Genomic DNA, 13,671 nt, shown 5'->3' on the forward strand with positions numbered 1-13,671 from the left:
GTGGCGTGGGCATGAAGACGGCCACCACGTTGCTCATCGATGGTTTGTGAGGACAACCGAAGATCGCGCGATAGCCGTGGGCCACAGCCTAGACCTTGACCGGTGGCGGTTCATCCTCGACGAGGCGGTGACGCGTGTCGCTGGCCGGTTCGTGCGGGCGGAGCCACGACGGACCGCGGGGCAGATCGTGAAAGGACTGCTGTCGGAGGCGGATCGCAAGACCTGCTGGTCGTTGGCCGAGCGAGCTGGTCACGCCGATCCGCAGGCGATGCAGCGGCTGCTGCGCACGGCGGTGTGGGACGCCGAAGCCGTCCGCGACGATGTGCGTGACTGGCTGGTCGAGCAACTCGGCCATCCGGACGCGGTCCTGGTCACCGACGAGACCGGCTCCCTGAAGAAGGGCGTGTGCTCAGTCGGGGTGCAGCGGCAGTACACCGGCACCGCCGGTCGGGTCGAGAACAGCCAGGTCGGGGTGTTCCTGGCCTACGTGACACCCGCGGGGCGCGCGCTGATCGACCGCAGGCTCTACCTACCCGAGACGACCTGGTGCGACCAGCCCGACCGCCTCGCCGCCGCGGGTGTTCCAGACGACATCGGGTTCGCCACGAAACCGGGCCTGGCCCGGCAGATGATCGCCGCCGCCCTCGACGCTGGTGTCCCGGCCTCCTGGGTCACCGCCGACGAGGTCTACGGCGCCGACCCCGGCCTACGCGCCGACCTTGAACAGCGCAGGATCGGCTACGTTCTCGCGGTCGGCTGCGACCGACGCGTACACATCAACGACGGCCGCACCCTCGTACGCGCCGACGAGGTCGCCGAGCGGATCCCCACCCGCGAGTGGCAACTGCACAGTTGCGGGCCGGGCGCGAAAGGTCCCCGCGAGTATCTGTGGGCCTGGATCACCACCGCCACCCGACCCGGTGAGCATCGGTGGCTGCTCATCCGCCGCAACCGCACCACCGGCGAACTGGCCTTCTACCTGTGCTGGTCACCTCGTCCGGTGCCGCCACGCACCCTTGTGACCGTGGCCGGCTCCCGCTGGAGCATCGAGGAGCTGTTCCAGACCGGCAAAGGCCAGATCGGCCTGGACCACTACCAGGTCCGCGGCTGGCACCGGTTCATCACCCTGGCCATGCTCGCCCTGGCCGTCCTGACAATCCTCGCCGCCACCACCGCCCAGCAGCCTGACGCCGACCCGGAGATGATCGCGCTGACCGTCGCCGAGATCCGCCGACTCCTCAACGCCTTCGTCCTGGCCGTGGCGCTACCGCCAGAGCACACCCTGCACTGGTCAACCTGGCGACGAACATCCCAAGCCCGAGCCCGACGATCCCACTACCAGCGCAGACTCGGCCACTTAGCTTGAGACTTACTCGTCTAGGGCTCGAGTGTGGCGGGCATGCTGAAGGCGGCGACGTGACGGGCACCGATGAAGGCGTTGCTCTCTACGATCTTCCCGTTCTCGATCCGGAGTACGTCGACGACCAACGCCTCGTAGTGCGGGCTGCCGGGCCGGCGGAGATAGTTGATCAGTGCCGGGCGCCCGTTGGCCGAGGTGGGGAACGTACGCCAGTCGAGCGGTCGGCTGAGGAACTCCGCGGCCGCGTCGATCCCGACGACCGGCGGCTCGGGCGGCATCGTGATCCGTACGTCCTCGGCGAGCAGCGCCCGGATCGTCTCCGGGTCCTTCGCGTTGGCGTTGGCGTAGCGGCGCAGGATCTCTTCGTCCTCACTGGTGAGCTGCGGGCGGCGCCAGTCCTTCGGGTCCGACGGAGCGCGCCGCCGGAGGGTGTGGCGGGCCCGCTGGAGGAGGCTGTTGACGGCCGCTACGGCGGTGTCGAGCGCGGCGGCGATCTCCTGCGGCGTCCAGCCGTAGACGTCGCGCAGCACGAAGGCCGCCCGCTGCCGCGGCGGCAGGTACATGAGCGCTGCGATCACGGCCAGCTCGACGGTCTCCCGGGCGGCGAGACCGGTCTGCGGATCGTCGGCCAGCAGGGCGTCGGGATAGGGACCGAGCTCGGTGGACCACTCCAGCGGATCACCGTACGGTACCGTCCGGTGACCGGCCGCCTTGCGGCTGTCGAGGAAGACGTTCGTGGCGATCCGGTAGAACCAGGTGCGCGCCGACGCCCGACCCTCGAAGCGGTCGCGAGCCCGCCAGGCACGCAGGAAGGTCTCCTGCACCAGGTCGTCCGCGTCGGTGACGTTCCCGGCGAGGCGGTAGCAGTGGACGTGTAGCTCACGCCGGTGCTCGTCGAAGGCGCGCTGCAGCCAGACCGCCTGCTCGTCAGGCGAGTCGGACATGTGATTTCTCCAGGGCTGAGTGGTCCTCACAACCGTACTGACGACCGCGGACCCATCCGTCATCGGTCATCGGTCACCGATGACGATCGCCGACTCGGTCGTCTGTACCTGTGACCGATCCCCACTCCACGAAGGAGATAGCCATGACGGCAACCCCCGCGTCCAGCGCCGCCGCGCCCCCGGTCGTCGACCGGGAGACCTGGCTGCGCGAGCGCGACGAACTGCTGGTCCGGGAGAAGGCCCATACCCGCGAAGGAGACGCGATCGCAGCCGCTCGGCGTCAGCTGCCGATGACCTTGATGCCGACGGTGACGGTGCGGGGCCCTGGCGGGGACACCCCGCTGGTGGAGGTGTTCGAGGGCCGCCGGATGCTCATCGCCTACTTCCACATGTGGCACGACGGCAAACCGTACGAGCATCAGTGTGAGGGGTGCACCTTCTCGACCTGTCACATGCAGATGCTGGACTACCTGCACGCTCGGGACGTCACCTACGCCGTGTTCTGCGAGGGTCCCTACGACGAAAGTGCCCCGTTCGCGGAGTTCATGGGCTATAGGTTCCCCTGGTATTCGGCGAAAGACTCCGACCCGGCTCTGGCCGACAGTCGTGACTTCGGGTTCATCGCGTGCTACCTGCGCGACGGCGACAAGGTCTACGAGACCTACTGGACCACCGGGCGGGGCGTGGAGGCGTTGATGACCACCTACCAGGCCCTGGACCTCACAGTGTACGGCCGGCAGGAGAACTGGGAAAACTCGCCTGAAGGCTGGCCGCGGGTCACCGGGCACCCGTGGCGTCTCAACGGCCGCCCCACCGCGCAATGGTCACGCCCCGGCGTCGCACCGCGATGACGTCCTGATGATCGAGGTGATCATGCTCGGGTCGGCCGCGGTGTCAGCCTGCTGCTGCGTCGTGCCGCGGGCGGGCGCTTCCCGCAGAGCCCGAATGCTTGCGGGTGCGACGGTGGCTGTCATGGTCGCGGTGACCCTCGACGCCGCACCGGTTGTGCAGCACGCGGGCACGCTGCTGCTCCTGGCCTTGGCGGTGGCGATCGTCGTCGGCGGTCCGACCGAGCGCGGTCCGGAGCTGGAGTGGCACCGTATGGCCGGGGCCGTGCTCATGGCGCTCGCCGTGCTGATGCATCAACACGGCGAGTCGATGGCTACCCACCACATGACCGCCGGGCCCCGGACGGACCACGGCACCGTCACCGGCCATGACGCGGCGCTCGTGTTGCTACGCGCGCCGCCACGGCGGCTTACCTCTGCTGGATGGCGACCGCACTCGTCCGGCTGCGCAATCGACCGATCACGGACCTGCTCCATTGGGAGCACCTGGCCATGGGGGCAAGCCTCGCGGCCATGATCTTCTTCATGAGCTAGCCGAGCAAGCCAGTCGGCCGATCAAATGACGTTGGAGTACTAGCCCCTCCCCGAACTCCCCCGGGATCACCCGGATCACCCGGATCACCCGGCGAGCATGCCGCGCAACAGATCCCTCACGCCGAGACGAAGGTCGTCCAGGGTCGGCTCGGCTCCGGCCCCGATGACGGCGTCGAACATCATGCCCTCGCTGAAGGCGACCATCTGGCGGCCGTGCCGTACCGGATCCGTCGACCCCGCGGCGGAGAGGATCGCGACCGCGGGGTCGCGGAACCGGCTCCCCGCCTCGTCGTAGATCTTGCGCAGCTCGGGACGGCGGGTGGCCTCCATGGCGAGCTCGTAACGGGCGATCGTCTCGCGGCGGCCGGTGGTCAGCTGCGTCCAGAGTGCCCGGGCCGTCATCTCGGCCAGCATGTCCGGCATGTTCAGTCCGGCGACGTCGAACACCGGGGCGAACGCGTCGGACTCCAGCTCGACGAGCCGCGCGAGGGTCAACTCCAGCAGCGCGGAACGGGTGCGGGCCAGATTGGACGTCGAACCCGGCGGCAACCCGGCCGCCTCGTCCACCGCCCGATGGGTCAGTCCGCGCATGCCCCGCTCGGCCAGCAGGGTGATGGCGGTCTCCGCGACAAGCTCGGCACGTTGGGGCTTCACCCCCCTGATACTACATTTGTAGTTTAACTACAGTCGTAGTAATATCCACTACAGCCGTAGTGAGGAGCAGGTCATGGCGCACGCAGTGGTGATCGGAGCGGGGATCGGCGGGCTGACGGCGGCGGTGGCGCTGCAGCAGCGAGGCTGGGACGTGACGGTGTTCGAGCGCGCGGCGTCCCTGGAGCCGGTCGGCTCCGGGCTGGCCGTCGCCGCCAACGCGCTCAAGGCCCTGGACACGATCGGCGTCGGCGACGAGATCCGCAGGCTGTCGGCGATCCAGGGCGAGGCCGGCATCCGGCGCGCCGACGGCCGGTGGCTGATGAAGACCACCGAGGAGGCCACCTCCGCCCGGCACGGCGACTCGGTGGTGCTGCTGCGCCGCGCGGACCTGGTCGACGCGCTCCTCGCCCGGCTCGAACCCGGCACCATCCGGCTGAACACCACGGTGAAGGAGGTGGACCCGGAGACCGGCCGGGTGACCATCGAGGTCCGAGACCTGGAAACCACCTCGGGAACCGACCCGGGAGCGAGCCACGGGACCGCCCCGGGACCCGGCCGCGTCACGGGCCGGCCCCACCCGGAAGCCGGGCGGGCGTCCGCCCCGGAGACCGATCACCCCATGGACCGGGAGCCCTACCTGGAGGCCGACCTGGTGGTCGCCGCGGACGGCATCCACTCCTCCGTCAGGGCGGCGCTGTTCCCCGGCCACCCCGGCCCGCGCTATGCCGGGATCACCAGCTGGCGGATTCTCATCCCCGGCGGGGGCGTTCCCGGCCAGACCTTCGAGAGCTGGGGCGAGGGGAAGGTCTTCGGGGTCATGCCGCTGGCCGGTGGCCTCGCCTACTGCTACGCCACCGACGCGGTCCCGGCAGGCGGCGGTGGCGGGGACCAGCGGGCCGAGCTGCGGCGCCTGTTCGGAGACTGGCACGCCCCGATCCCGGCACTGCTCGCCTCGGCCTCTCCGGAGAACGTGCTCAGAAACGACGTCCACCACCTCGCCGTCCCGCTCCCCGCGATGCACCGGGGAAAGGTCGCCCTGCTCGGCGACGCGGCGCACGCCATGACCCCCAACCTGGGCCAGGGCGCCTGCCAGGCGATCGAGGACGCGGTGGTGCTGGCCCATGTCGCGGGCAGCGGCACGGGGCTGGACGGCTACACCGCCGCCCGGCTGGAGCGGACCGCCGGGATCGTGGCCAGGTCCGCCTCGATCTGCCGGGCCACCCGGCTGCGCAATCCGCCGGCCGTACGGCTGCGCGACGTCATGATGGCACTCACCTGGCGCCTCGCCCCCGCCCGCATGACCGGCGCCATGGATGACGTGCTCGGCTGGACTCCGCCCGCGATGCCTGCGACACCCACGATCCCCATGACCTGAGTGATACCTGTGGCGCCCCGGCTTCCACGACCTGGGTGACGCCCCTGGCCCGCGATCCCTATGACCTGAGGAGGGCGGTCTCGCGAGGCAGGGCGGAAACCCCGTGGTCGGGGGCGAGACGCCCGAGCGTGACGGTCCCCCAGATCAGCAGGGCCGCGGCGAAGAGCGCGGGGATCACGTCCAGCCAGCCGGTCGGCATCGCCTCACCGAGCAGGAGCACGCCGGCGATGATCGAGGTGATCGGGTCCACCACCTGGACGGTGGCGTAGGCGATGCCGAAGTAGCCGACCTCGTAGGACTTCTGCAGCAGCACGATCGCGCAGAGGAGCAGCACGGGAATGGCGAACAGGAACCAGCTGAGCAGCTTGGACATGTCACCGCCGAAACCGCCGCCCACCACCCGGACGAAGGTCGACACGGACGCGGTCACCGCGCCCGCGCCGACCGACAGCAACAGCGCCTTGGCCGATCCCGTCACCTTCCGCGCGGCCAGGTGGGCCACCAGCACGACCAGCCCGACGGCGCCGAGGAAGCCGAACGCCTCGTTGTTCGTCAGGTGCGGCGTCACGGCATGTGTGGGGAGCAGCAGCACCAGGCCGAGCAGCCCGACCGCCACCGCGATCGACCCCATGATCTCTTCCTTGCGCGGGTGCCGGCCGTGCATCATCGCCGCCAGCGGCACCGCGAACACCAGCGTCGCCACGCTGACCGGCTGCACCGCGATCAGCGGCGCGAAGCTCAGGGCGACGGCGTGCAGGCTGGCCCCGGCAAAGCCGATGACTCCGCCCAGCAACCAGCGAGGCCGCTTCATCAGCTTCAGCGAGGCCCCCTCGGAGACCGCCTCGAACTGCTGCAGCGCGGCCCCCAGCGCATAGCCCAGTGCGCCGACGAGAGCGATGGAAATCCCGACCCAAGTCATCTCCACCCACCTGGGGAGAGCAGAGGAACGCAAAAGAGAATTTCTCGGGTCATCCTGCAAGCTTAAGGTGCCCGGCAAGCGGGTAGAGGCTGATCCCTCACTTAGTCGCGGGCCGGGCAGACGCAGAAGAGGTGCCCTTCGGGGTCCGCGAGCACGACATAACTTGTCTCATCGGGCTGGAAATCGGGCTTGGCGGCCCCAAGCTCCAGATAGTCCTGAACTGCCCTTTTCACGTCGGGGACGCGGACATCCAGGTGAAATTGCTTGTCCGAGCCGGGCCAGGCGGCCGGCTTGCGATCGAGGTTCTGCTGGAAGTAGATGGTCATCGTGCCGTCGCCGATGCCGGCGTAGGAGTCCTCGGCGTACTGGATCTCGTAGCCGAAGACCGCCGCGTAGAACTCGGCGAGCCGCTTGGGCTCGGCACAGTCGATGTTAACGGCGAGGAACTTCGCGATCGTGGTCATGTGTTCCATCGTCGCGCCCATACCTGTCAGCTGCCGTCAGGTATAGGCGACGGGCATCGGCGCCGTCGAGTCGCTCACGGACTCTCGTCCTTCACGGCTCGATCTCACGGAACCGAGCCGCACAGTCGAGCCCACTCAGCCGAGCCACTCAGCCGAGCCACTCAGCCGGGCCACTCAGCCGGGCCACTCAGCCGGGCCCCTGGGCCGGGCAGAGCGAGCGCGGGCGTTCGAGGTGGGCGAGCAGGCGATCGAGCACGTTCTGGTTGCCCGGCAACGTGAAATGGTCCACCCCGGAGTTGTCGGTGAGGCCGAAGCGATGGCAGGGCATCGCCTTCCAGGCCAGCACCGCCTCGTTGGTGATGTCCTCCTGGTTGCCGTCACCGTCCCGGTTCAGGGATCCCTTGGCGTCGGCCACCTGCCCCACGGTCAGGTTCGGCAACCGTGCCCCCACGACCGTCGCCAGGCCGGAGCCCCTCTCCGCGTACACGTCCACCTCGGGGAACGACCGGGCGTCGGCGAACGCGATGAAACCGATGTAGTGGTCGGCGATCTCCTTGGCCACCGGCAGGCCCGCGTCGGCGAACAGGCGCGGGTAGTCGCGCGGGGTGTAGGCGCGGCCGGTGGAGACGTCCCGGACGACGACCTCGCGATCACCGAAGATCTCGGGGTCGGACGCGCTCATGTAGGACGAGGGGGCGCTCAGATACAGGAGCGCACTGCTCCTGGCGTTCTCCCGGGTCGTCGGATACCCGAAGTCCTCGACGTTCAGCCCGGTGAACAGCACCGCGTACAGCAGGCCCTGCCCCGGGAAGTTGCCCGCGATCGGCGTGAAACCGTGGATGTACTTGTCGCGCCACGCCCGGGTGGTGTGGGTGAGAAGGTACTGCGCGTAGAGCGGCCCGTTGGAGTGGCCGATCAGGTGTACGGGCCGGTTGCCGTTGTCCCGGTAGGTGTCCTCGACAAGCTCCCTGGTCCGCTGCAGGAAGCCGCCCATGTCCGGGGTGAGCCGGGAGTCGTAACCGGCGACCCGGATATCGGCGTCCCGCACATACCCGGCGGACTCAAGCCTGCGATACAGCGGCTCGTAGAACGGTGCGCTGTCCGTCCTGCCGTAACCGACGATCCGGACGTCGACTCCGGGCTGATTCGAAAAGCGCGACGGCATCGGAGTGGCCGGACTCCCCCGGTAGCGGAGCGTGAGGAGCCGGTCCTGGCAGACCTGGCTGAAGACGGTGCTCGGGTGATCGTTGCGGAACCACTCCTCGAAGCCGCCCGACCGCGGGCATCCGGGAGCCGCCGTCTGTCCGTCGACGGTCACCGCGAGCCTGGTGAGATAGAACGCGGGAAACAGCACGACCGGGGTCCTGCCCGGCTGTGACGCCCCGGCCGTACCCGGGAACGCCGCCAGCAGGGTCAGCACCGCGATCACGACCCGCATCCAGGACCTGTCGAGCATCCGAATCCCCCTCGTTCGGCCACCGACCGCCTTTCGACCTAGCCATCCCCAGCAGCGGAGGAACGAATCTCGCAGCTCAACCCCCGGAAGAGGAAGCCGCGGAGCGCGAGGTGATCGAACGGAGCGTAGTGGAGAGACTACCGAACATGCATGATCTCAAGGCGATACGGACCCGCCTGCGGCACGAGCTCCTGGACGGCGTCACCGACCTGGCGGAGGCGACGCGCCTCACGAATGATCTGGCGGCCGACGGCACCTGGCCGGACATCGACTACACCGACCGGGACGGCATGGCCTTCCGGCCGCTGGAGCATGTGGCACGCGCGCTGCGCCTGGCCCTGTCGAAAGAACATCAGGCCGCAGCTCTGAGCGCCCTCGACGCGTGGCGCCACCACGGCCCGCGGAGCGACAACTGGTGGTTCAACCAGATCGGTGCGCCGCAGCTGATCGGCGACGCCCTTCTCCTGCTGGCCGGCGACCTCGGCACCCGGCAGCGCACGCGGTGGGGCGACTGGCTCGCCGGTTGCGCCGGTTCGATCGAGATGACCGGCCAGAACCTCGTCTGGGCGCAGGGGATCGTGCTGCGGCACGGGCTCCTGGCGAACGACGGCGAGCTGGTCTCCTCGGCCGTCGCCCGGATGTCGACGGTCCTGCGGGTGACCGACGGCGAGGGGATCCAGGAGGACCTCAGCTTCCACCAGCACGGTGCGCAGCTGTACTCCGGCGGCTACGGCTCCTCCCTGGTCGCGGACCTCGCCCTGTGGATCTACGCGGTGCACGACACCCCGTGGGCCTTCGGCACGTCCGAGGTCCGGCTGTTCACCGACTTCCTGCTGGACGGGCAGCAGTGGGCGGTGCACGGAGGCGGCTTCGACTTCACCACCATGGGACGCAACATCACCCGTGCCGGAGCGCACCGCGCCACCGGCGAGCTGCGGCCCGCGATTCGCAGGCTGCTGGCGGCGGGCGCGCCCAGGCGGGACGAACTCGCCGCGTTCGACGCGCGCCTGGCCGGGACCGAGGCCGGACGCCTCCCCGTGGGCCCGGTCGGCTGCCGGTACTACCCGCGCTCGGACTACCTCGTGCATCGGCGGCCCGCCTGGTCGGTGTCGGTGCGCATGTCGTCCACGCGGACCGCCCCCACCGAGAGCATGAACGGTGAGAACCTCCGAGGCCGCCACCTCGGCGACGGCGTCGCCGCGATCCGGGTCGGTGACGACCCGCAGGACGGCTACCGGGCCGTCATTCCGTTGTGGGACTGGGCCCGGCTCCCCGGCGTCACCGCCGAGTGGTTCCGCGACCCGGCGGCGCTCCTCCCCCGCCCCAACAACCGGCACGGCGGCTCCGCGGACGTCGGCGGCTGGTCCGACGGTCGTCACGGCATCGCCGTGATGCGCCTGGAGGGGACGGACCGGATCGCGGACGGCTGGAAGGCGTGGTTCTGCTTCGACGACCTGTTCGTCGCGCTCGGTGCCGGAATCACCGCGCCGTCGGCCGTTCACCCGGTGATCACCACGATCGACCAGCGGCTGGCGGAGGGACCGATGACGGCCGGGCCGGATCCACGCCGCCCCCGTTACGTCCATCACGGGCGCATCGGGTACGTGCCGCTGGCCGGTCACGGGTCCGTGTCCGCCCGGCTGGAGCCCCGTACCGGCAGGTGGTCGGACATCACCGTGACCGGCTCCGCCGCGCCGCTGTCGGCGGAGGTGTTCTCCATCGGGTTCGACCACGGCCCGCGACCGGAAGACGCCTCGTACGCGTGTCTGATCCTGCCCTGCGCTGATCGGACGACCACCGCCGAGCGGTCCATCGCCCCGGGCGTCACCGTGGTGTCGAACACGCCAGAGCTGCAGTCGGTCCGCTGTCACCGCAGCGGTGTCACCCTCACCGCCCGGCACGACGCGGACGGGATCGCGTTGACGCGGGAACCGTGATCTCGTGTCGGCGGCCTCACCGGTCCGGGTTCGAGGGCTCCGACGAGACGGCGGCCGTCGCTCGCCGGGGGTGCTGGATAAACCGCTGGATGACGCCTCTCGTGCCGGTTAGGGTGAAGCCGTGCATTTGATCATGTCTCCGCCCGTCGCCCCTTAGGCGGGCGGCACCTCTCTCCTGACAACCGGGCCCGAGCGGTCCGGTGGGTGGTTGACGCCCGCATACGTGCGGCCTGACGACAACCACCTCATCTGGAGAGTTATCCATGACGCATGTCTCCGTACGGCGGGGCCTGCTGTACGTTTCCATCGCGGCGACCGCCTGGGGCACCGGTGGCGCCGCCGGGGCGCTGCTCTACCGGACCGGCGGGCTCGGACCCGTCTCGGTCTCCTTCTGGCGATTCGCCGCCGGGGCGGTCATGCTCCTGCTGGCGTCCCGCCTCTTCGATCTCGGGCGCGTCCGCGGCCTCGGGCGGATCGTGGTCACCGGCGTCGCCATGGCCGTCTACCAGACCGCCTACTTCGCGGCGATCGCCGAATCCGGTCTGGCCGTCGCCACCGTGGTCACGATAGGCGCCACACCCGTCCTCGTGGCCGCGGGAGCGCGCCTGCTGCTGGGCGAGCGACTGGGCGCGGCCGGGCTGGGCTCCGTCGCGATCGCCCTGACCGGCCTGGTCATGCTGACCCTCGACGGCGGATCGGCGACCTTTTCCGCGCTTGGCATGGGGTGGGCGCTGCTCTCGGCGGCCGGTTACGCGGGGGTGACCCTGCTCAACCGCGCCTCCACCGACGAGCCGTACGCCACCGCCATGGGCGGCTTTGTCGTCGGCGGCCTCTGCCTGCTTCCCCTCGCGCTGGCTCAGGGCCTGCTGCCGTCGAGTGCCCCGCTCGCCTCCTCGGCGATCATTCTTTATCTCGGCGCGATCCCGACCGCCCTGGCCTACGGCCTGTTCTTCGCCGGCCTCGCCGCGGTGCGGGCCACGACGGCCTCCGTGATCTCCCTGGTGGAGCCGGTCGGTGCGGCGATCATCGGGGTGCTCCTGCTGGGCGAACGGCTCACCTCACAGACCGCCGGCGGTGCGGTCCTGCTGCTCGCCGCCGTCGGCCTGCTCGCCCTTCGCGAGAGGAGGGGCTCCTCGCTTCCCGGATGAGCCGCCGCACGCGAAGGCCGCCCCATCTCAGGAAGCGGTCTTCGCGTCCGCGGAACCATGGCTTTCCGCGCTTTCCCGGGAAGTCGATAAGTTCCCAAGAATCACCGGGACAAACAAAACGATAGGCAAAATTGGCTTCGCCTGAGCCTGTCTCCAATAATAAGAAAGCGAGCAATTAAATCCTTCGCCCCAAACAACTCGCCTTATAACGTGGCCATTGTTCACGGCCGCCGGGCAATCCCTGCCCGCGGCCCGGATAATGGAGGAATCCATGTATGGCAAGCAACGACTGATGGTGCTCGGACCGGCGCTTCTCGCGCTCCTGACCCTTGGACCGGTCTCGATCGCACACGCCTCGGACACGCCTGATCCCAGACCTCCCGCGGCGGTGAGCCAGTCGCACAACGGAGCTGCGAGTGTGTCGGACGAGCAGCCACCGTGGGGTGGATACGGGTATTGGGACGGTTACCGAGACGGTTACCGGGCCGCCGCACAGGACTGCAGAAGAAGGGCGATGCAGTCCTTCGGAGGAAACCGGAGAATGAGCGAGTACGACAGGGGCTGGATAGCCGGCTACAACGCCGGTCACCGCCGCTTCTGCACCCTGGCGACGGACTGATCCTCCCCTCTCGGCGGGGAAACCGGGCCGTGGCGGATCGATCCCGGAAGAGACCGGCAGCGGCTGTTCCGAGGTCCGTTGAAACGCACCGTGCCTGACATGAAAGACGGGCCGGTCGGCAAGGAGCACGTGGGTTCCACCACTTCCCCCGCCGACCGGCCCGCCCCATGAGTGAGATCACCGTTATACGACCCGCCGCGAGGCCGGAGCTTCCTCTCCGGAAAAGAGCATGCACGGGTGAGAGCCATCTGGAAGAGCCACGGAGGTTGGAGCGAGACGACCCCGTGCCGAGATCAGCCGAACAGGTCGGGCTCCGCCGCGACGATCTGGTCGTGGAGCGGCTGGAAGTTGATCCAGCCGACCAGGTCGTTGCCGATCTGACCGTGGGTGAGCTTGGCGTTCTCGTGGCTGATCTGGATCGTGGGACCGGCGGCCTTGGCCAGGAGCTGCGCCTGGCACGAGCGCTCCATCGTGATGAACCACCAGGCCGCCGCGTCCACGCTGTCGCCGACCGTCAGCAGACCGTGGTTGCGCAGGATCACGGCTTTGTGGGAGCCGAGGGCCTGGGCGATGCGACGTCCCTCCTCGGTCTCCAGGACCACGCCGGTGTAGTCGTCGAACAGGCCGTGGTCCTCGTAGAACGCGCAGGCGTCCTGGGTCAGCGGCTCCAGGAGCGTGCCCATCGACGACAGGGCCTTGCCGTACACCGAATGGCTGTGCGCGGCGGCGACCGCGTCCGGCCTGGCCTGGTGGATCATCGCGTGGATCGCGAACGCGGCCTGGTTGACGTGGTAGCGGCCCTCGACCACCTGGCCGTCGTGGTTGACGAGGATGAGGTCGCTCACCTTGATCTGCTTGAACGACATGCCGAACGGATTCACCCAGAAGTGGTCGGTGTGCTCGGGGTCCCGGACGGTGATGTGGCCGGCCACGCCCTCCTCGAAGCCGAACCTGCCGAACAGCCGCAGCGCGGCCACCAGGCGTTCCCGGCGATGGCGGCGCTCCTCCTCGACGGTCTCGAACGTCTGCGGCAGCCGGAAGACGAGCTGGTCCGTGGGGACCGGCTGCAGATCGGACAGGCTCATCGTGCCTCCAGGGGGGAAGGGGCGGGGTAGGGGCACACGCGCCGGGCGCGGGGGCCTTGAAGATGTCGGAGCCGCTGGATGCCCGATGGAGAAGGGCACGCGTCCAGCGTGTCCTTCCCCGGATGTCGTGTCCACGACCGACGCGAATCCCGTTCGGTTTTGTTTCGCGACGGCCCTGGTGACGCCGCGGCGCCTGCCCCGGCACAAAAAGGCACATATCCCGCCCGATGCCCCCCTACCCGGATGATCTACCCCGTCTGTACGGTGAGGCGACAGTCGGTACGGTAAAGGCGACAGTGGGAACGTGAGCCCGGGAACGGGCGTTGGA

At 69.3% G+C, this 13,671-nt stretch carries 13 protein-coding genes; 7 read left to right on the forward strand and 6 right to left on the reverse strand.

Features of this window, described 5'->3' with window-relative positions; all coding sequences use genetic code 11:
* Positions 1-127: 127 nt before the first annotated feature.
* Positions 128-1,366, forward strand: a complete 1,239-nt coding sequence (locus DKM19_RS37135) for an IS701 family transposase (RefSeq protein ID WP_110706257.1) — start codon at positions 128-130, stop codon at positions 1,364-1,366.
* Between the two features lie 11 nt (positions 1,367-1,377).
* Here DKM19_RS37135 and DKM19_RS37140 read toward each other — a convergent pair whose 3' ends face one another.
* Entirely contained in the window at positions 1,378-2,304 is a 927-nt protein-coding gene (locus DKM19_RS37140; RefSeq protein ID WP_110702359.1) for an RNA polymerase subunit sigma-70, read from the reverse strand.
* A gap of 143 nt (positions 2,305-2,447) precedes the next feature.
* Here DKM19_RS37140 and DKM19_RS37145 point away from each other — a divergent pair, with 143 nt between their 5' ends.
* Positions 2,448-3,155, forward strand: coding sequence for a DUF899 family protein (locus DKM19_RS37145; RefSeq protein ID WP_110702361.1), 708 nt, complete (start codon positions 2,448-2,450; stop codon positions 3,153-3,155).
* A gap of 7 nt (positions 3,156-3,162) precedes the next feature.
* Positions 3,163-3,669: a hypothetical protein gene (locus DKM19_RS37150; RefSeq protein WP_110702363.1), complete on the forward strand. Its 507-nt coding sequence runs from the start codon at positions 3,163-3,165 to the stop codon at positions 3,667-3,669.
* A gap of 101 nt (positions 3,670-3,770) precedes the next feature.
* Here DKM19_RS37150 and DKM19_RS37155 read toward each other — a convergent pair whose 3' ends face one another.
* On the reverse strand, positions 3,771-4,340 hold the full coding sequence (locus tag DKM19_RS37155) for a TetR/AcrR family transcriptional regulator (protein ID WP_110702365.1): 570 nt from the start codon (positions 4,338-4,340) through the stop codon (positions 3,771-3,773).
* A gap of 73 nt (positions 4,341-4,413) precedes the next feature.
* Between DKM19_RS37155 and DKM19_RS37160 the strand changes: the two genes are divergently transcribed.
* Positions 4,414-5,715 carry an FAD-dependent oxidoreductase gene (locus tag DKM19_RS37160; RefSeq protein ID WP_110702374.1) on the forward strand — a complete coding sequence of 434 codons (1,302 nt, stop codon included), beginning with the start codon at positions 4,414-4,416 and terminating at the stop codon, positions 5,713-5,715.
* Positions 5,716-5,773: 58 nt separating this feature from the next.
* Here the strand turns inward: DKM19_RS37160 and DKM19_RS37165 are convergent, their stop codons facing one another.
* The 3 genes from DKM19_RS37165 to DKM19_RS37175 all read right to left on the reverse strand — a co-directional run bounded on the left by DKM19_RS37165 (position 5,774) and on the right by DKM19_RS37175 (position 8,554).
* Positions 5,774-6,634: a DMT family transporter gene (locus DKM19_RS37165; protein ID WP_110702376.1), complete on the reverse strand. Its 861-nt coding sequence runs from the start codon at positions 6,632-6,634 to the stop codon at positions 5,774-5,776.
* 101 nt (positions 6,635-6,735) lie between these two features.
* Entirely contained in the window at positions 6,736-7,098 is a 363-nt protein-coding gene (locus DKM19_RS37170; protein ID WP_110706258.1) for a VOC family protein, read from the reverse strand.
* Positions 7,099-7,285: 187 nt separating this feature from the next.
* Positions 7,286-8,554, reverse strand: coding sequence for a hypothetical protein (locus tag DKM19_RS37175; protein WP_110702378.1), 1,269 nt, complete (start codon positions 8,552-8,554; stop codon positions 7,286-7,288).
* 146 nt (positions 8,555-8,700) lie between these two features.
* Here DKM19_RS37175 and DKM19_RS37180 point away from each other — a divergent pair, with 146 nt between their 5' ends.
* From DKM19_RS37180 to DKM19_RS50110, 3 genes are all read left to right on the forward strand, one after another.
* Positions 8,701-10,491: a polysaccharide lyase family 8 super-sandwich domain-containing protein gene (locus DKM19_RS37180; protein WP_110702380.1), complete on the forward strand. Its 1,791-nt coding sequence runs from the start codon at positions 8,701-8,703 to the stop codon at positions 10,489-10,491.
* Between the two features lie 263 nt (positions 10,492-10,754).
* Positions 10,755-11,639: a DMT family transporter gene (locus tag DKM19_RS37185; protein WP_110702382.1), complete on the forward strand. Its 885-nt coding sequence runs from the start codon at positions 10,755-10,757 to the stop codon at positions 11,637-11,639.
* A gap of 271 nt (positions 11,640-11,910) precedes the next feature.
* Positions 11,911-12,258, forward strand: a complete 348-nt coding sequence (locus tag DKM19_RS50110) for a hypothetical protein (RefSeq protein WP_162642041.1) — start codon at positions 11,911-11,913, stop codon at positions 12,256-12,258.
* Between the two features lie 293 nt (positions 12,259-12,551).
* On the opposite strand, the gene DKM19_RS37190 is transcribed toward DKM19_RS50110, so the two are convergent.
* The gene (locus tag DKM19_RS37190) at positions 12,552-13,343 is read right to left on the reverse strand and encodes a class II aldolase/adducin family protein (protein WP_110702384.1); all 792 of its coding nucleotides are present in this window, start codon (positions 13,341-13,343) and stop codon (positions 12,552-12,554) included.
* Positions 13,344-13,671: the final 328 nt, after the last annotated feature.

The sequence above is a fragment of the Streptosporangium sp. 'caverna' genome, assembly GCF_003203775.1.
GTDB classification, from domain to species: domain Bacteria; phylum Actinomycetota; class Actinomycetes; order Streptosporangiales; family Streptosporangiaceae; genus Streptosporangium; species Streptosporangium subroseum.